At 72.9% G+C, this 18,477-nt stretch carries 16 protein-coding genes; all 16 read left to right on the top strand.

Translation table 11 applies throughout. The features are described 5' to 3' along the window. Positions 1–3: 3 nt before the first annotated feature. The 16 genes from Microterr_RS11190 to Microterr_RS11115 are packed head-to-tail and all read left to right on the top strand — an operon-like array spanning position 4 to position 18,461. Positions 4–1,968: a phage tail sheath subtilisin-like domain-containing protein gene (locus tag Microterr_RS11190; protein WP_263797857.1), complete on the top strand. Its 1,965-nt coding sequence runs from the start codon at positions 4–6 to the stop codon at positions 1,966–1,968. A gap of 21 nt (positions 1,969–1,989) precedes the next feature. Beyond that, entirely contained in the window at positions 1,990–2,430 is a 441-nt protein-coding gene (locus Microterr_RS11185) for a phage tail protein (protein ID WP_263797858.1), read from the top strand. A gap of 1 nt (position 2,431) precedes the next feature. After that, a complete protein-coding gene (locus tag Microterr_RS11180; RefSeq protein ID WP_263797859.1) occupies positions 2,432–2,824 on the top strand; it encodes a hypothetical protein in 393 nt (130 codons plus the stop codon). 8 nt (positions 2,825–2,832) lie between these two features. Further along, positions 2,833–2,964, top strand: a complete 132-nt coding sequence (locus Microterr_RS11175) for a DUF6760 family protein (RefSeq protein ID WP_263797860.1) — start codon at positions 2,833–2,835, stop codon at positions 2,962–2,964. Position 2,965: 1 nt separating this feature from the next. Further along, positions 2,966–3,712 carry a hypothetical protein gene (locus tag Microterr_RS11170; protein ID WP_263797861.1) on the top strand — a complete coding sequence of 249 codons (747 nt, stop codon included), beginning with the start codon at positions 2,966–2,968 and terminating at the stop codon, positions 3,710–3,712. After that, on the top strand, positions 3,709–4,404 hold the full coding sequence (locus tag Microterr_RS11165; RefSeq protein ID WP_263797862.1) for a LysM peptidoglycan-binding domain-containing protein: 696 nt from the start codon (positions 3,709–3,711) through the stop codon (positions 4,402–4,404). Before Microterr_RS11170 ends, Microterr_RS11165 begins: the two co-directional genes overlap by 4 nt. Continuing rightward, complete coding sequence (locus Microterr_RS11160; RefSeq protein WP_263797863.1) at positions 4,401–5,624, top strand: phage late control D family protein; 1,224 nt, start codon at positions 4,401–4,403, stop codon at positions 5,622–5,624. Before Microterr_RS11165 ends, Microterr_RS11160 begins: the two co-directional genes overlap by 4 nt. A gap of 9 nt (positions 5,625–5,633) precedes the next feature. Next, positions 5,634–6,284: a phage baseplate assembly protein V gene (locus Microterr_RS11155; protein WP_263797864.1), complete on the top strand. Its 651-nt coding sequence runs from the start codon at positions 5,634–5,636 to the stop codon at positions 6,282–6,284. Between the two features lie 14 nt (positions 6,285–6,298). Continuing rightward, complete coding sequence (locus tag Microterr_RS11150) at positions 6,299–6,577, top strand: PAAR domain-containing protein (RefSeq protein WP_263797865.1); 279 nt, start codon at positions 6,299–6,301, stop codon at positions 6,575–6,577. Position 6,578: 1 nt separating this feature from the next. Then, a complete protein-coding gene (locus tag Microterr_RS11145) occupies positions 6,579–7,001 on the top strand; it encodes a GPW/gp25 family protein (RefSeq protein ID WP_263797866.1) in 423 nt (140 codons plus the stop codon). Then, positions 6,998–11,191, top strand: a complete 4,194-nt coding sequence (locus Microterr_RS11140) for a baseplate J/gp47 family protein (RefSeq protein ID WP_263797867.1) — start codon at positions 6,998–7,000, stop codon at positions 11,189–11,191. Before Microterr_RS11145 ends, Microterr_RS11140 begins: the two co-directional genes overlap by 4 nt. Beyond that, positions 11,191–13,245 (top strand): baseplate J/gp47 family protein, encoded by a 2,055-nt coding sequence (locus tag Microterr_RS11135; RefSeq protein WP_263797868.1) that lies wholly within the window; start codon positions 11,191–11,193, stop codon positions 13,243–13,245. Before Microterr_RS11140 ends, Microterr_RS11135 begins: the two co-directional genes overlap by 1 nt. Next, positions 13,242–14,105, top strand: coding sequence for a hypothetical protein (locus tag Microterr_RS11130; protein WP_263797869.1), 864 nt, complete (start codon positions 13,242–13,244; stop codon positions 14,103–14,105). Before Microterr_RS11135 ends, Microterr_RS11130 begins: the two co-directional genes overlap by 4 nt. Continuing rightward, complete coding sequence (locus tag Microterr_RS11125) at positions 14,102–15,049, top strand: hypothetical protein (protein WP_263797870.1); 948 nt, start codon at positions 14,102–14,104, stop codon at positions 15,047–15,049. Before Microterr_RS11130 ends, Microterr_RS11125 begins: the two co-directional genes overlap by 4 nt. After that, a complete protein-coding gene (locus tag Microterr_RS11120; RefSeq protein ID WP_263797871.1) occupies positions 15,046–16,419 on the top strand; it encodes a phage tail protein in 1,374 nt (457 codons plus the stop codon). The genes Microterr_RS11125 and Microterr_RS11120 overlap by 4 nt, the downstream gene beginning before the upstream one ends. Continuing rightward, complete coding sequence (locus tag Microterr_RS11115; RefSeq protein ID WP_263797872.1) at positions 16,416–18,461, top strand: hypothetical protein; 2,046 nt, start codon at positions 16,416–16,418, stop codon at positions 18,459–18,461. Before Microterr_RS11120 ends, Microterr_RS11115 begins: the two co-directional genes overlap by 4 nt. Positions 18,462–18,477: the final 16 nt, after the last annotated feature.

Below are 18,477 nucleotides of genomic sequence, written 5' to 3'. Positions count from 1 at the left end.
GACATGCCATCGCTGCTGCACCCGGGTGTCTACATCGAGGAGTTCACTCCCGCCTCGCCGATCGAGGGAGTGAGCACCTCGGTCGCCGCCTTCGTCGGCGTGGCCCGCATGGGCCCGATCCTGACCCCCACCGAGGTGACGAACTGGGAGGGGTTCGTCGCCGAGTTCGGGGACTACGTCGACGAGACCTTCCCCACGGGCGACAAGCCGTACCTCGCTGCCGCGGTCAAGGGCTTCTTCCTCAACGGGGGGACAACCTGCTACATCGTCCGCGCCTCCACCGCGCAGAACGCCTGGGTCGCGCTGAAGACCAGGAACGCGCCCAAGGACCCGCTGCTGATAGCGCGCGCCCGCCGGCAGGGCGCCGGGGCCAACGGCATCAGCGTGACCGTCAGCGATCGCAGCGTGGTGGTCGACGAGCTCGCCGGCTCGCTCCAGGTCGCCCGGCCGGAGGGTGACATCGACGCGATGGTCGATCGCCGCCGGCTGACGTTCGTCGCCGCGCCGGGCTTCGCGGTCGGCGACGCCGTGATCGTCTCGAAGACCGGGCTGGCGAACCGACCGGCCGTCGTCGACGGCACTCCGGATGCGAAGACCATCACGCTGCAGCAGCCGCTCGGTGCCCCGGGCGACTACTCGGGCGGCAAGGTGCGGCTCGCCGACCCCGATGTGGGGACGCGCAGCATCCGCGTCGCGCTCCCGGCGAAGCCGCTGCGGCAGGTGCTGCCGGCGGGGTCGATCGTCGAGATCGACGTGGGCGCAGCCAACGCGGAGTTCGGTGTCGTCGCTGCGGTGGGCAACGACTCGTTCACCCTGCGCGATCCGCTCACCAAGAAGCATCCGGTCGCGAACCCCATCCGGGTCGAGTCGCGCGAGTTCGACCTGCACATCGTCGACGCGAGCGGACCCGCACCGGTGACAGAAGACCTGCTCGGTCTGTCGACGGGCGCGGGTCATCCGCGATGGTGGGGTCGCATCGAGTCGGCCGTCGTGACGCTCGAGCCTCCTGCACTGCCGCCTGGCGGCACGATCACCGATCCGCGGCCGGAGGCGGCGGCGAGCGTCCTCGCCAACGGCGCGGACGACAAGCGCGCCGACTCGTGGGCGGGGCTGCTCGCCGATCCGACCGACGTGCTCGCGACCCTCGCGCCGATCGACCGCGTGTCGATCGTCGCGATCCCCGGTGCGACGACGACCGCCGCGCATGCGGCTCTCGTCACGCACTGCGAGCTCGCCGGCGACCGCGTAGCGATCCTCGACTCGACGAAGGGGGCGAACAGCGCCGCCGTCGTCGCCGAGGCGGCCGCGGCGACCGGCGGCGACCGGGGCTTCGCGGCGCTCTACTACCCGTGGATCCAGATCGTGAACCCCGACACGAAACTGCTCGAGGCGTGGCCGCCTTCGGCGCACCTGGCGGGTGTGTACGCGCGCAGCGATGCGGAGGACGGCGTGCACAAGGCGCCCGCGAACATCTCGATCCGCGGTGCACTCGGGTTGACCCGGCGTCTCACCGACGCCGATCAGGACGGGCTCAACCAATTCGGGGTCAGCGCCCTGCGGATCCCGCCGAACGGTGGCGCTCCCGTCGTGTGGGGTGCGCGCACGACGACGACGAAAGACCGCAACTGGCAGTACGTGAACATCCGCCGGCTCTTCAACTACCTCGAGGAATCGATTTCCGACGGCATCCGCTGGGCGGTTTTCGAGCCCAATGACCGCGGCCTGTGGAAGAAGCTCGATCGATCGATCAGCGCGTTCCTGCGCCAGGAGTGGCGCAACGGCGCCCTCTTCGGCGACAAGCCGGAGGAGGCGTTCTACGTCCGCATCGACGACGCCCTCAACCCCGCGTCGACGAGGGCGCTCGGACGCCTCTACATCGAGATCGGCGTGCAGCCCACCTACCCGGCCGAGTTCATCGTGGTGCGCATCGGCATCTGGGATGGCGGCGCCGAGGCATCCGAGTCGTGACACACAGAAGGAGATGACGTCATGCCCAACCCCAGTGAGTTCATCGATCCGCAGCTCAGCCACAACTTCCTCGTCGAGATCCAGGGCATCAGCCGAGGGTCGTTCCACGAGGTCACCGGACTGGACTCGACCGTGGACGTGATCGAGCACCGTGAGGGCGGCTGGAACCAGTCGCCGCGCAAGCTCCCCGCCCAGACCAAGCACGCGAACATCGTGCTGAAGTGGGGCCTCAACATCGACCGCGACCTCATCGACTGGCACCAGCAGATCGTCGCGGGCGACATCCAGCGCAAGGACGGCTCGATCGTGCTCCTCGACCGGCGCGGCGGCGAGGTCGCCCGCTGGAACTTCGAGCGCGCGTGGCCCACGAAGTACACCGGACCCACGTTCAGCGCGGAAGCCTCGGAGGTCGCGATGGAGACCCTCGAACTCGCCCATGAGGGCGTCCGGCGGGTGAGCTGAGATGGTTCAGATCGAGCACGAGTTCCTGCTCCCGGTCGGGCTGCTCGGGGAGGACGGCGCCCTGCACCGTGAAGGCACGATGCGTCTGGCCACCGCCGCCGACGAGATCCTGCCGCTGCAGGACCCGCGCGTGCAGCGCAACACGGCCTACCTGACGGTGATCCTGCTGAGCCGCGTCGTGACGCGACTGGACGGGATCGAGCCGATCACGCCGAAGACGATCGAGTCGCTCTTCGCCGCCGACCTGGCCTTCCTGCAGGACCTCTACAACCGCATCAACGACGTGGACGACACGTCCGAGCGCACCATCGCGGTCTGCCCCGCGTGCGGAGAGGAGTTCGCCGCAGGGCCTGAGCGCCTGGGGGAACCCGTGCCTACCCGGTCGGCCAGCTGAGGAGCGAGATGGCCTTCCTCGCGTACCACCTGCACTGGCCCCTCGGCGAGCTGATGGACCTGCCCCACCGCGAGCGTCGCGCGTGGGTCGGCGAAGTCTCTGCCATCAACACGACCCTCAATGCGGCCCAGGGAGCCTGACATGCCGATTCCCGCCACCCCCGCGCCGCCGCAGCGCGCACGGGCGTTCGCCGAGCAGGTGCGCCGTCGCTGCGCACCGCGGCGTGCCCGCGCGGCGGGGCGTCCGGTGCGCTCGGGAGGGGGAGGGATGCCGGGCCTCGACCAGGTGCTGCATCTCACGGCCCGTCCGCTCGCCGTCCACGAGCACCGGCATGCGGCGGCGGTGACGTCGGTCGCGCTGCGGCTGTCGTGGACGCTTCGCGTCGACCCCGCACGAGCAGCCTCCGCACCGCGCGCGACGGGCGCCGCGCCGCGCGGGCCGGGGGAGCGAGGGCCTGTCCGCGGCCCAGCCGGAGGCATCGACCGCACCGAGATGACGATGCCGGCGCGGGTCGTTCGCGTGGTGCCGCGTGCGGCCCACGTCGAGACGGCAGCACCGATCGGCGGGCGCGCGAGGGCGGTGCCGGCGGCGCCGACGCCGATCGACCTCGCGCATCGGCGCACGCGCGGGGCCACAGCATCCCGCCGCATCGTCGCGTCGGTTCCGCTCGTGCACCGCGCCGCGCCCGCTGCGGCCGCACCGTCGGCGGTGCCGGCGTCCCGCCCGCCCGTGACGCCCACGGCGGGGCTGAAGTGGGACGGCGCCGGTGCCGTGATCCCGCTGCCGCCGCTCACCTCGGCCGACATCCCGCAGGTCGTCGACCGCGTCGTCGGTGAGATCGACCGGCGCCTCACCGCCGCCCGAGAGCGACGGGGGTGGACGGCATGAGCGGGCTGGAGAAGGCGACACTCACGAACACCGTCACAGGTCGGCGCGTGTCGGTGCAGTTCAACCCGGAGGAGTACTCGATCGACCGCGAGTCGACCTTCGCGCAGCTCGCCGTGCCCGGCCTCTCCGCCCCGGTCGTGCAGTTCGTCAACGGCAATGCGCAGACCGTTCAGCTCGACCTGCTCGTCGACACCACCGAGGCGAGCCCTGCCGGTGCGGCCGGCGCCGACGTGCGCCGACTCGTCGGCGACATCACGGCCCTCATGGACATCGACCCTGACCTGCACGCCCCGCCGCCGGCGATCTTCGCGTGGGGGCAGTTCACATTCACGTGCGTCGTGCAGAAGGTGTCGCAGACCTTCGTCCTGTTCCGCGCGGACGGCACGCCGCTGCGCGCACGGCTGAAGGTGACACTGAGCGAGTACCGCAACATCGAGCTCGAGGCGAAGGAGATCAAGCGCCAGACGGTCGACTACACGAAGACCCATGTCGTCGCACAGGGCGACACGCTCGCCCTGCTCGCCCAGCGCGAGTACGCCGACCCGACCGCGTGGCGTGCCATCGCCGTCCGCAACGGCATCACCGACCCGCGCACCCTGCCCGTCGGGATCACGCTGTCGATCCCGCGTCTGCCCTACACCGACGCGCGTGGCGTCGTGCACGTCGCGCAACCCGCCCGGGAGGCGTCATGAGCATCGCCCCCGGCTACGCCCCCGAGTTCCGGCTGCTGTTCGACGGCAGGCCGGCGCCCGCGACGCTGCGTGGATCGGTGACCTCTGTGTCCGCCACGTGCGGCTTCGGTGACGCCGACCGGTTCGAACTCGGCCTCGCGAACGAGGGCCTGCGCTGGCTCGACCACGAGCTGTTCCGCCTCGACACTCCGGTGGAACTGTGGCTGGGCTACGCCCCCGAGCAGCCGGAGCGGGTATTCGCGGGGGAGGTGGTCGGCGCCGACGCGACCTTCCCCGGCGGGGGGATGCCGACGATGCGTGTGATCGCGCAGGACCGGCGTACGCGGCTCGCTGCCTCATCCCCGTCGCGCTGGTTCGGCATCCCGATCCCGACCGTCGGGGTCATGCCGCTGCCAGACCTCGCCGTCGCGGCCGTGCCGCCGCTCGAGCATGGTCTCCTGCCGGTGATCGACCCGCTCGGCGCGGCGATCTCGGCGGCGATCGGGGCGGCGGGGGCGGTCTCAGCGATGAACGACACCAAGGTCGCGCAGAGCCTCATCCGCAAGCAGGCCGGTGAGACCAGCCTCGACTTCCTCAAGAAGATCGCGGCCGAGAACGCCTGGGAACTCGTCATCGACCACTCCGCGGAGCCGGCCGGGCTGATCCTGCGCCTCATGTCGCCCGCCGCGCACATCGCACCGGACGTGACACTGCGCTACGGGCACTCGCTGCTCGACTTCAGCCCGCGGGTGAGCACCGTCGGGCAGATCGCCAAGGCCGTCGCGCGGGTGTGGGTCGCCGCGATCAAACTGCAGCTGACGGTGAGCGTCGGCTTCGACTGGGACCGACAGTCCCTCACGGTCGAGGTCTCGCCGGGGTTCGGCAAGAAGTTCTCGGGTGACACCGGAGTGACCCTCGTGGACGAGACGCTCACCCCCGCGAACGCCGCACGGGTGGTGCTGGGCAAGCTCCTCCCGAAGCTGAACAAGCGGCTGACGGCGAAGGGCACCTGCGCGGGCGACGCCCGCATCCGCGCGGGCCACGTGCTGCGGATCGAGGGGGTCGGAGAGACCTTCGGCGGATTCTGGCGGGTCACCTCAGCGACTCACACGCTCGACGGTGGCGGCTGGCGCACCAGCTTCGACGTGCGCAAGGAGATCTGGTTCGGCTCGGTGCCCGCGGCCGCGCAGGGCGCCGCACCGGTGCACCGCGGGCTCGCAGGGCTCGCGCTGGGGGGATGAGGGGACGACATGGGACTCAGCGACATCTTCGTGGACTTCAGCGCACCCGAGACGGACTCGCGCCAAGTCGGCGTCGCCCGTGCGGAGGTGATCAGCGTGCTCGACTCGCTCATGCTCGGCCGCGTGCAGGTCAGCATCCCCTCGCTGCCCGACATCGAGCCGTGGGCGCCGGTCTGCGCACCGTTCGCCGGTGAGGGCTACGGGTTGTGGTGCATGCCCCAGGTGGGCGACACCGTCATCGTCGCCTTCGAGCACGGCGACCCCGCCCTCCCGATCGTCATCGGCAGCATCTGGAGCAGCTCGGGCGACGCGCCGATCGACCAGCCGCTCGACGCGCAGTACAAGCGGGTCCTCAAGACCCCGGGTGGCCACACGCTCGTCTTCGACGACCTGCTGAAGAAGATCACCCTGAGCCATGCCGCTGAGCACACCGTCGAGCTGGCGATGGACGGCATCACGATCAGCCTCGCCGGGGGAGCGGCGAGCCTGACGCTCAGCGCCAAGGGGTCAGCGGCGCTCGCCGGCAAGACGAGCGCCGAGGTGAAGGCCCCGAAGACGGCCGTCAAGGGCGACCTCACCCTCGACGTCGAGGGCGCCACCACGACGGTCAAAGCCGACGGGACCCTCCGCATCAGCGGCGGGCTCGTGACCATCAACTGAGAGAGGAGCATGACGTGCCCCCTGCAGCCCGCATCACAGACCCGACCGGACACCCGGGCGTCGTCACCGGCCCCGGTGTCTCCACCGTGCTGATCGGGAGCCTCCCCGCGGCCGTGCAGGGTGACCTGCACACCTGCTCGTTCCCCCCGCCGGCCGTGCACCCCCCGACCCCGATCGCGCAGGGCAGCAGCACCGTCCTCATCGGCGGTCGCCCGGCCGCGCGGATGGGAGACCTGGCCTCCTGCGGGGCGCCGATCGTGTCCGGCTGCATGAGCGTGATCGTGGGGGGATGACGTGAGCGACACCTCTCTGGGCATACCCGTCGACGCGCGGGTCCTCGGCCGCGGCTGGAGCTCCCCGGTGCGCATCGGCGACGAGACCGCGCTCGCCGCCGGCGAGGACAAGGTGCGGCAGTCGATCCGACTCATCCTCGGAACGCGCCGCGGTGAGCGTGTGATGCGGCCGGACTTCGGCGCGGGGCTCGAGGATTTCCTCTTCGAGCCGATCTCGACGACGACCGCGGCGCTGATCCGCCACCGCGTCGAGACCGCGCTCGTGCGCTGGGAGCCGCGCATCGACGTGCAGAGCGTGCGTGTGGAAGTGGGCGACCGGCGCCAGGGGCGCCTCGACGTCGAGATCGACTACCGCGTCCGCTCGACCAACACGTTCTACAACCTTGTGTACCCGTTCTTCCTCCACGAAGGCGGTGCGACATGACCGTGGCTCCCGCAGGGTCCGACCTCATCCTCGCGCGCGATCGCGCCCGCATCCTCCACGAGATCCTCGCCGCGCGCTCCGCCTTCGTCCCCGACTGGCTCCCCGCCCCGCTCGGCGCGGGGCACGGCCTCGCCGAGATCACCGCGGGGCAGCTCGAGCTGCTGCAGGAGCGGCTCAAGCACGTGCCCGAGCATCGGCTCGCCGTGCTCCTCGATCTGCTCGGCGCGTCGCGGCTGCCCGCCCAGGGCGCTCGCACGCACGTGCTCCTGACCGCGCCGCCCGGGACGGCGAACGGGCGCGTGGCTGCGGGCACGAGGATCGGCGCCGCCGTGCCGGGGCGCGACGTGCCCGTCGTCTTCGAGACGCAGCAGGACGTCGCGATCTCGTCTGCCGTGATCGCCGAGGTGCACAGCGTCCTTCCCCGGCTGGACGCGGAGAGCGACCACTCCGCCGATGTGCTGGGCCACCGCCCGCTCACCCTGTTCGGCGACCTGGCCCAGGTCGATCGCGAGCTATACATCAGCCACGACGAGCTCCTCGCCTTCGACGGGCGCGCGGTGGTGGAGCTCGAGGTCGGCGTGGCCGTGCCGCCGCCCTACCCCCTCGCCCTCGAGTGGTCATGGTGGGACGGGACGCTGTGGCGGCCGTTCGCCGACGTCGCCGCCTCGCCGCTCGACGCGGGCGACGACGGCTCGGTCGACGGCACCCAAGGGCTCACGCGCTCCGGGACCATCCGGCTCGTGGCGCCGGTGGCCACCGCCGTCCGGATCGAGGTCGACGGGCGCGAGATGCACTGGATCCGGGGCCGGCTCGCCGAGCCGTTCACCCTCCCGGAGGGCGCGCCCCTGCCCACGATCTCGCGCTTGCGACTCGCGGTCGTGAACGAGCACCGGCGGCTCCGGCTATTCCGGGAGTCGACGCCCGGCGTCACCGCGGCCACCCTCAGCTGGCCCGAGGCTCCCACCGGGGCGGTCGTGCTGCACCTGCAGGACGAGACGACGCCCTTCGAGCTCGTGTCGTACGACGTCGGGGACCCCACGGTCGACCGCGCCCCCGGATTGGTGCCGGCTCACGCGCTGGGCGCCCAGAAGGGACTCGGCGATCGGATCGGGCACCTCGTCCGCTTCGGCGCGAGCCCCGCGGCATCGCGCACCCGCGCGGTGGTGGATCTCAAGCCGGAGACTCCGCGGCGGGTCGCCCTCGACACCCTTGACGACCGCACCTCGCCGCAGGTCGTCGACGCCGACACGACGCTTCGGGTCGTGGTGCAGCACGGGCTCGCCCTCGACAAGGGCGTCGCCGACCGCAGGGCGGTCGACCTCACGAAGACGTTCGCCCCCCTCGGCCCCGCCCCAGAGCGCGGCACCGCGTTCCTGTTCGCCTGCGGCACCGCCACCGCACGGCCGCGCAGTCGCGTCACCCTTGTGCTGGAACGACCCGTCACCGCCGCGGAGAGGGCCGACAGCAACGCCGACCTCCAGCGCGATGCCGCGCGTGCCACCGCCACGAAGCTCGCCTCGATCGTCGCGACTCTGAAGGACCCGGTCTCCGCGTCGATCGCACGGGCGATCGCGGAGATCGACGTCCCGCTGCCGGAGTTCCTCGGCTCCGAGCTCGTCGACGCGCAGGGCAACCCGAAGCAGTCGGCGGCGGCCTGGTTCGGTGCCATCAGGGCGGGGCTGTCGACCGTCCGCGGCAAGCTCGGCTCCATCGACACCGAGGCCGAGGACATCGGCGACGCGTTCGAGGTGCTCGGGATCGGATCGATCCTCACCGGCAGCATGATCTCGACGCTCACCCTCATCCCCTCCGCCGACGCGATCGGCAGGATCGACGACCGGGTGACCGAGGCGCTCACGGCGCTCACGACCATCGACGGGATGCTGGGACCCGGCGGCCTTCCGTCCCAGCTCCTGAAGATGGAGCCGTACGCCTTCGTCGCAGCCGTCAAGGCCAAGCTCGCGACGATCCGCGGGCACCTGACGATCGCCCAGGGGGCGCTCATCCCCGCGATCGCGGAACTCGAGAAGATCAGCCCGGCCGCACTCGCCGTCGAGCTGGCCAGGTCGGAGGCCACCAGCATCGCCCCGCCCCGGGTCGAGTGGGAGTACCACGACGGACGCCGCTGGCGCAGCCTCGGCGTCGAGGGCGATCCACGCGTGCTCGCGCTGCTCGACTCGGGCTCGGTCCACTTCACCGTCCCCGACGACATCGCCGACGTCGACATCGACGGAGACACCCGGCGCTGGCTGCGCGCGCGGCTCGCCGACGGCGCGTTCGCACACATGAGCCTGGTCAGCTGGACGGACAAGGTCGGCACCATCAACTTCCTGCCCGTCGTGGAGCCGCGGCCGCCGCTGCTCGACAGCATCCAGGTGTTCTACACGCATCGCTCACCGGCACGGGACGCCGACGCTGTGCTCGCTCACGACGTGCACCGCTGGACCGATGTCACCCGCGAGGTGACCTGGCCGTCCGACGGCGGATCGCCGTTCGCGCCCATGCCTGAGGCCGCCCCCACGATCTACATCGGCGCCGACGCCGCGCTCCCGGCCGACTGGGTGGGGCTGTGGATCCAGCCCGCGGACCCGTCGCCGTGGGCGACGCCGCATCGACCGGTCTGGGAGGGCTGGGACGGACGCGCCTGGGTGCGGCTCGCCGTCCAGGACGGCACCGACGGGCTGCGCCGTGAAGGGGTGGTGCGCCTCTTGTGGCCCGGTGCCGACTCCGCGCCGGGCGTGACGGTGGTCGGCGCCCTCGGCACGGCGGTCGCGCTGGCCGGCCGCGGCGCCGCCCTGCGCTTCACAGTCGGCGACAAGCTGCTGCTCAGCGACGCGCAGGGTCAGGTGCCCGTGGAGGTCGCCGCGGTCGAGGGTGAGACGATCACGGCACGCCGGCCCCTGCCTCGTGCCTTCGCGGGTGCCCGGCTGACGGATGCGCCGCCGGCCAGGTTCGGCGAGCCGCGGACCTGGATGCGGGCCGTCTTCGATCCGGTGACCCCGCCGCCGGAGATCGTCATCGACCGCCTGGCCGCCCATGCGGTCGAGGTCGCCCAGATCGAGACGATCCGTGACGAAGTGCTGGGCTCCGGCGACGGTTCGCCCGGTCAGGTTCTGACCGCCCGGCAGGCTCCGATCGAGGGGGAGGCAGAGCTCGAGGTGCGCGAGCTCGACGGCGAGCGCGCCGACCTCGATCGAGCGGTTCTCGAGCGGACGCTCGTCGCCGATGGCGTCGACCTGTCGACGGTGCGCATCGACCGCGATCAGCGGTCGGGCAGGGTGAGCGCGGTGTGGGTGACCTGGAGGCCGGTCTCGTCGTTGGGTGCGGCGGACCCGGGTGCGCGCGTCTTCGTGACGGATCGCGTCCAGGGACGGTTCCTGTTCGGCGGGGGAGCGCACGGTCGCGCCGTACCCGCCGGCCGCGACAACGTCCGTCTGCGCCGGTACGCGACGACGCTCGGCCCTGCCGGCAATGTCGAGGCCGGGGCGATCTCGCAGTTGCTCAGCGCGGTGCCGGTGGCCGAGGCCGTCAACCCGGTCCGCGCGTCCGGGGGTGCCGCGGTCGAGCCGCTCGAGGCCGCCCTCCGGCGGTCGCCGGCTCTGCTCCGCCATCGGCGGGTCGCCCTCACCGAGGCCGACGTCGAGGCGATCGCGATCGAGGCGTCGCCGGCGGTCGTCCGCGCCCGCGCGCTCGGGGCGACGGACCGGTGGGGGCGTCCCTCGCCGGGCGCCGTCCGCGTGGTCATCGTCCCGCGCGACGGGAGCGCTCAGCCGTTCCCCTCGGCGCAGCTGCTGGCGGTCGTCCGCACCGCGCTCGTGGCTGCGTCCCCTGCCGTCGCCGTGCCGCGTGTCACCGTCGAAGGGCCGCTGTACCGCCCGGTGGGCGTGGCGCTGAGCGTCATCCCGCTCCCGTCGGCGAACGCCGGCGCGACCCGCGAGCGCGTGGTCGCCCGCCTCGACGACTTCCTGCATCCGCTGCGCGGAGGCGGTGACGGGGCGGGGTGGGACTTCGGGGCCGGTGTGCACCTGTCAGATCTCGCGCGCGTGCTCGAGGCCGTGGAAGGGGTCGATGCCGTGACCGACCTGGCGCTCACCCTGGACGATGTCCCGGTCGGCGATTCGGCTCTCGTGCGTCCCGATCAGATCGTCTGCCGCGGCCCCCTCGTCGTCCGACTGTCCGGGGGCGCGTGATGCCGATCTTCCCGCCGGTGACCGACACCCTGCGATGGGGGGACCTGGTCCGCCACGGCCGCGCCCAACTGCCCTTGGTCGCGCCCGACTGGACAGACCAGAACACGAGCGATCCGGGCATCGCGCTCCTCGAGCTCGTGTCGTGGCTGGTCGAGGCGGACAGCTACCGCTCCAACGCCGTCTCCGAGCGGGAGAGGCGTCTTCTGCTGGCGCTCGCCGGCGGACGGCCGCGTCCGGCGCGCGCGGCGCGCTGCCTGATCCGTGTGCAGGCCGCAGCTCCCCGTCTCGTGCCCGCAGGGCTCGAGATGGACGGCGAGCGCGATGGAGAGCACGTGCCGCTCACTCTCGTCGATGACATCGCCGTGGTCGGCGCCACCATCGCGGCGACCGCCTGGGCCGGTGAGGACGCAGCCACCGGCGGCTACGTGACCGGATGCATCGACCTCACGCGGGAGCGGGCGGCCGGGCGGGTGTTCGCCCCGTTCGGGGTGGATCCCTCGGCCGGCGACTGCTTCGTCATCGGCATCGACCGTGCAGGGGGACTCCTCGCGGGCCCCCTCGACCTCTGGGCGGTCGTCGGAGGAGACCGGGCCCCCGAGATCGTCGAGCCCGGCTACGACCACCACACGGCGGCTGTCGCGTGGGAGGCCTGGGACGGAGCCGACTGGATCGCAGTCGACGCCGACGACCGGACCGCGGCCCTCACTCGCAGCGGCCGGGTCCGTCTCCACACCCCCGCCCTGCCCGTGGGCACGCTCGGCGACCAGGGGAGCGGGATCTTCGCGGGGCGGATGATGGTGTGGCTGCGCTGCCGGCTGGTGTCGGGGCGGCTCGACGCGCCCGCGGTGCTGTCGGAGCTGCACGTCGACGTGGGTGAGGCCGTCGCGTCACGGCGCTACCGCGCTGCGGGGAAGCCCGCGGACGACCACGCACCGCTGGCGGCGGCGACCGGCGTGCCCGACGAGACCCTGCGTCTGCCCCACGACTGGTGCGGTGCGCGTCCCGCGCTCGCGCTCGCGACGGGGGAGCAGATCCACGTCGTCGACGACCTCGCGGACGCCGGCGCACGGCTTCTCGCTGCCGTGTTCGAGGCGGACGGCCGCACGGTGCGTTTCGGCGACGGCCGGTGGGGCGCGCGCCTGAGTCCTGGCGCGGAGGTGCAGGTCTCCGGAACGTGGACGACCGCTGCCGGCGTCGCGGACCTGCGCCCGCCCCTGGCGCCCGTCGTGCCGGCAGCCGATGCGGCGGCGCTTCTCGCGGGCGGGCCGGCCGTGCACCGTCTCGACCTCGTCGCCGGGCTGACGCCCGGGGCGCCGGCCGAAGACATCGCGGCCGCGGCGGCGCGGGTCGAGGCCCGGATGTGGGTCCATGAGCGGATCTCCGACCGGGCACAGGACCTGGGTGTCGCCAGCCTCGATGACCTGCCCCTCGCGCTTGTGCGCACCCTGGGGGTGCCGGAGCGGGCCATCACCGGTCTGGATGCCGAACGGATCGCGCTCGCGACGCCGGGCGTAGCGCTCGCTCGCGCCCGTGCCCTGCCCCAGGTCGATCCGCGGATGCCGGGGCTCGTCGCCGACGGATGCGTCACCGTCGTCGTCGTTCCATGGCTGCCGGCCGAGCGCCCGGAGCCGACGACGGGGGCGCTCCGGCGCGTGCGCGGCGCGCTCGAGCGGGCGCGGACCGTCGGGACCCGCTTCTTCGTGGTCGGCCCCACCTACGTGCCGATCGGGATCAGCGCAACCATCCTGCCTCGGCGCGGGGTGGCCGCCGCGGACGCGGTGGAAAAGGCGACCAGGGCACTCCGCGCCTTCCTCCACCCGGTGACGGGCGGACCGGCGAGCCGCGGCTGGCCGTTCGGCCGCACCGTGCGACGCACCGAGATCCTCGCGGTGGTCGACGAGCAGCCGGGAGTGGAGCGGATGGAGGATCTCGTGCTCACGCGGGAGGGCGCGCGCGGAGACGCCGTGTGCGGCGACATCCGACTGTGCGCCACGGAGTTCGCCCTCGCCGGGACACTGCGGCTCACCGCCCCGACTGAGGGGGTGGGCGCATGAGCGCCGCATCCACCCGAGTGCGCCAGGCCGACGGAGGTTGGCTGCTCTCCCGTGACCTGCGCGACGAGCCGCGACTGACCTCGCTGCGGCTGGCGCAGCATCACATCGCCGCGCATCGGACGTGGGGCGTCTCGGCCGGCCTGCACGTCGAACCGGATGCGGGGCGGTACTCGGTCGGGCCAGGATTCGCGATCGACCGGTGCGGCCGGGTCGCGGTCCTCGCGTGCGCCACCCCCATCGATCCGGCCGGCGCGGGGTTCGCCGGCGGGCCGGCGGCCGTCGTGCTCACCGTTCGCGGTGACGGCCCCGCCGCGAAGGTCAGGCTTCGCGAGCCGGGGTCGCTCCATCCTGCCGACATCCCCCTCGCGGTCGTCGATGCCGGGGGCGCCGTGCGGGAAGGGGACGGTGACCGGCAGTGGCTGCGGCGACCCGGTCCCGCGCGCACGCTCGGCGGAATCGTCCCGCGCGGGGCCGCGCTCCTGGCCGACCAGCCGTTCGCCACCCCATGGGGTTGGCGGGTCCACGTCGATCTCACCGCTCACCGCCTGGTGTCGGTCCCGGCCGTCGTGGCGACGGCTGCGGCGCTGCCCCCGCGCACCGTCACCGGTCGGGTGGCAGGTGCCGTCCGCAGCATCCCGGTCGCCGGGACGGCGATCCAGGTGGACACGGTGACACTCGCGGGCTTCGACATCGTCGTCCGTCACCACCTCGCCCGGGAGGATCTCGTCGCCGTGCTCGGTGCGCAGGCGGACACGCGGACCGCACCGGACGTGCGGACCGTGCCCATGCCGATCGCCTGGTTCGCGGTGCAGGCGGCCGATCGCCCCTTGGTAGAGCAGCCACTCGAGGAGTCGCCATGACGAAAGCAGCCACCGTGTTCCCCCGCACCGAGCGCCCGCAGTACTTCGCCGGTCAGGTGCTGACAGCGGCCGATCTCACCGCCGAGCAGGACCTCGACATCGGACTCCGCCGGCTGCATCACCGCATGCTCCACGGCTGGGGCATCGCCTCAGGGCTCACCGTCACCGGTGCCCGCGGCGCGACCGTGGTGGCGGTCGGTGCGGGCTACGCGCTCGACGCGGGCGGGCGCGAGCTGGTCCTCGCCGATCCGGTGCACAAGCCGGTGCCCGCCGTCGCCGGCGATTCCGCAGGAGCCCCGCGGACCTTCTGCCTCGTGCTGCGCTGGCGCAGCGACGAGGACGCGGTCGTGCTGACCAGGCCGGGCTCGTGCGGTTCCGAGGGGGCGGTGCGCCGACGGGACGAGCCGGACCTGGAGTGGATGGACCCCGCCGAGGTGCGGGTCGGGCTGGACCTCACGCTGGCACAGGTCCAAATCCAAGGGTGCCGGCTGATCGCGGATCCGGACCACGGCGCCCGCCGTCTGCTCAACCCGCCGCCCACCCCGTACACCGCGAGCGGCAGCACTCCCGGCGGTGAGACCGCCTGGACCGTGGCGACGGCCGGCGGCATCGCTCCGTGGGGGGTCGAGACCATCGTCGACACCTCGGAGGCAGGCTTCGGCGACACTCCGGCCTACCTGGCCCGGGTCGTCGGCACCCGCACCGTCACCGCAGCGCAGGCGCCGCACGGGACCCCGTGCCTCCTCGACGGCGCGCCGCACGTGGTCGACGCCGAGCCTGGGCGGTTCCGTCTCGTCGTCCCGCTCACGCGGGCGATCCTGACCGACGCTGCGGGCGCGCTCATCGAGGTGAACCCGACGGGCGCGGTGGCGTCCGCACTCCTGCCCGATCTGGTCTCGAATCGTCTCGGGTGGTCCGTGGAGTGGATCGGGGTGCAATCGTGAGCGCCTTCGCGTGGCTGGCACGCGCCGACTGGGAGGCTGCCCAGGTGACGGACGTCGTGGTGGAGGGAGGCTGCCTCCGCCTCGCGTCGACGGCCGGAGGTGGGTTCGCCCGGCGCGGCGTGGCCATCGTCGCCGCCGGCGCCCCGGTATCAGCCCAGAGGGACTCGACCACCGCCGACCGCTGGCGGCAGCTCAGCGTGCGCCTCGCCGAGCCGGCTCCGTCGAGCGCGTGGGTGCGGGTGTGGACGCGCGTCGACCCCGTGGACGATCCGCAGCCGGTTCCGCCAGCGCCCGAGCCGGATGCCGCGGCCGCTGAGGACTCCCCACCCGATACCGCGCCGGCGACGTGGAGACCCGCGCCCGTCGACGCCCTCGATGTGCGTGTGCTGTGCCGCGACGACGGGACGCTGTGGATCTGCGTCGAGCTCGGCGGCGAGGGGACGACGACGCCCCGGGTCGCCGACATCCGCGTGGAGACGGGCGACGACGGGCCGGTGACCCTGCTGCCTGTGGTCTATCGCGCGACGGCGTCCGACGCATCCACGGACGTCGCAGGAAGCGTCGACAGCGGCGACGAGCTCCTCGGACGGTATCTCGGGCTGCTCGGGGCGCAGCTGCGGAGCACCTCGTCACTCCTCGACGAGCTGCCGGCGCTCCTCAGCCCGGACGTCGCGCCCGACCGTGCCGACTCGCCCTGGATCGAGCGGCTGGCGGAATGGGTGGCGCTGGAGCCCGAGCAGCTGACGGCGCGGACCGACCCCGCCCGCCGCAGGGAAGACGTCGCGCTCGCCGTGAGCCGTCACGCGCGCCGGGGCACGCGCGACGGTCTGCGCGACGAGATCTCGCGCCGCACGGGGGTCGCGACGGCGCTGATCGAGATCGAGGAGCCGCTGCTGGAGGCGGAGATCTGGCGTCTCGACGGGGCGCCGGACACGAGCGCCCTCGGTGTCACGACCGGACTGCTCGTCGCCGACCCCGGACCTCCCGCCCTCGACCGGACGGCGATCCTGGACGCCTCGATGCTGATCGACGACGACGAGGCAGGTCTGCCCGTCCACGCGGCGATCGCGCACCGCCTCTGCGTCCACGTCGTCGGCGGAACGCCCGCCCAGGTGGCCGCGGTCGACGCCGTCGTCCAGCGCGAGCGTCCGGCCCACGTTCTCGCACGCACCTGCGCCGTCGCGCGGACCACGGGCATGTCGACCATGGTCGGCATCGACGCGCTGCCCGGCCCCGGACCGCGGGGTCTCGCCAACGACATCGCACACCACCCGTCGATCGACGGACCGGGCGTGCGCATCGGCACCGCCCGGCTCCCCGGCGAGCCGCAGAACCCACGCACGCACGCACACGAAGGAGAAGCGCCATGATGATCGCGACCGGCGACCTCGAGCCTGCCCGCCAGCCAGCCCGCGATGGCGATTGCGGATGCGGGGGCGGGGGCTCCTCCCGGGCGTCCGCGCGCCTCGAGACCGACACGGGCCGTCATGCCCCGGGCACGCGGACCCGACGCGATCCGCTCGCTGCCCTGCAGCGCAACGCGTTCTACCCGCGCAAGCTCATGGAGGTGCGCCACTGGCAGGCGGAGCAGGAGTACCACCGCGGTGCGCGCGAACTCCTGACCCGGCTCGCGACCGGGACCGGCATCCTCTGCGGTCTCGAGGTGTACCTGACCGACGACGACACCCTGGTGATCGAGGGGGGTGTCGCGGTCGACGGGCCGGGGCGGGAGATCATCGTGCCCGACGACATCGAGATCGATCCGACCCAGCCCACCGACGCCTGCGGCCGACCTCAGGGCGACCGGCTGACCGAGGGTACGGCGACGATCGCACTCTGCTACCGGGAGTGCGGCACGGATGTCGTGGCCCTCCCGTCCGAGTCGTGCGAGGGGGAGTCGCGCTGCGTCCCGAGCATGATCCGCGAGAGCTTCGCCGTGACGGTGCGGCCGGGCGCCTGGCGGCGCGAGCACGATTCGCTGTGCGAGGCCCTGTGGGGTGAAGGCGGGGAGAAGCCGCAGCCCCCGGACGGCGATCCCATCGAGGAGCGGCGACTGCGTCTGGACCGCCTCGCCCCCCGCGAGTGCGGGTGCTCCTCGCGCTGCGTGCCGCTGGCGACCGTGCTCGTCGGCACCGAAGGCGGACTGCGGCTCGACCGGCGGGTGCGCACGGTCATCCGCTCCAACGCGGAGCTGCTCGAGCTGATCCTGTGCCTCGCGGATCGCCTCGACGAGTGCTGTGGCCGGACCCCCGCGCCGGAGGTCGTCGCGCCGAAGATCACTGCGCTGTTCCCCGGTCCGGACGCGGATGCAGCGGCCGTCACGGAGTTCGGGACCGAAGGGCGACTGGAGATCGCGTTCGACCGGCCGATGTCGGCGACCGACCTCGCCGCGTCCGCGTCCTGGCTCGGGGCGTGGGTGATCACGGGCAAGGTCGCGACTCGCGTCGTGCTCGCACACCGACCGGACGAGGATCCGGGGCACATCAGCGCGCCGGCGGGCGGCAGCGCAGCGGTCTACGCCGCCTCCCTGGGTGAGCCGGAGGGCTTCCGCCCGGAAGTGGTGGCGCACGGCGGGCAGGACGGCGACCGCATCCTGGTCATCATGGCCCGGTCGGGCGGAGACGGGATCATTCGCGCCGCGGACGTCGACGCCCTCGCGCTGGACGCCGACTACGCCGGGACCACGCTCACCGCCGCGCAGCGGGCGCGGCTGTGGAAGATCGCGGAGGGCGCGCAGGGCGGCTTCTCCGGCACGGCGTCGGCCGCCCCCACGCTCGATCCGCTCCCCTCGGGAGACGACGACCCGGAGGGCGAGCTGCACATCGTGCTCCCGATCGCCCCGCCACAGGTCGCCGATCACCTGCGTCTGCTCGCCGCGTCACCCGCCGGAGTCGAATACGGCGGACCGGACGCGACCGCCGAGGAGAAGGCCGAGCTGGAGCGCTTCGTGAACGAGCGGGGGATCGAGCTGATCGTCTCCGGCCCACTCAGCGAGGACTCGCTCGCGGCCTCGGATGAGTGGCTGCGTGCATGGTGGGCCTTCGGTGAGGGCGACCGCGTCTACCGGCCGCAGCGGCTCGAGCTCGCCTTCCGGCGCGCCGAGGATCTCGGCGACGGATCGGTCAGGCTCCTGTTCCAGCTCAGTCAGTTCGAGCTGGCCGAGAACACGCACATCATCCTGCAGCTGCGCACCGATGGCCTCCCGGTCGGGGCGGATGATCCCCATCCCGTGCTGGACGCCGACTGGGAGGCCACCGCGCTCACGGAGGAGACCCTCAAGCGGCTCTGGGCCGACGACCAGTTCGACGAGGGCTTCGAGGATCCGCGCCGGATCCCGCCGGCGCCACCACTGTGGGACGGCACGCCGGGCGGCATCGCGCACTGGTCCCTCCTCCTCCACCCCTTCGCCTGACCGAACCACGAGGTGA

The sequence above is a fragment of the Microbacterium terricola genome (assembly GCF_027943945.1).
GTDB lineage: Bacteria > Actinomycetota > Actinomycetes > Actinomycetales > Microbacteriaceae > Microbacterium > Microbacterium terricola.
This window is presented reverse-complemented; position numbering and strand designations above follow the sequence as displayed.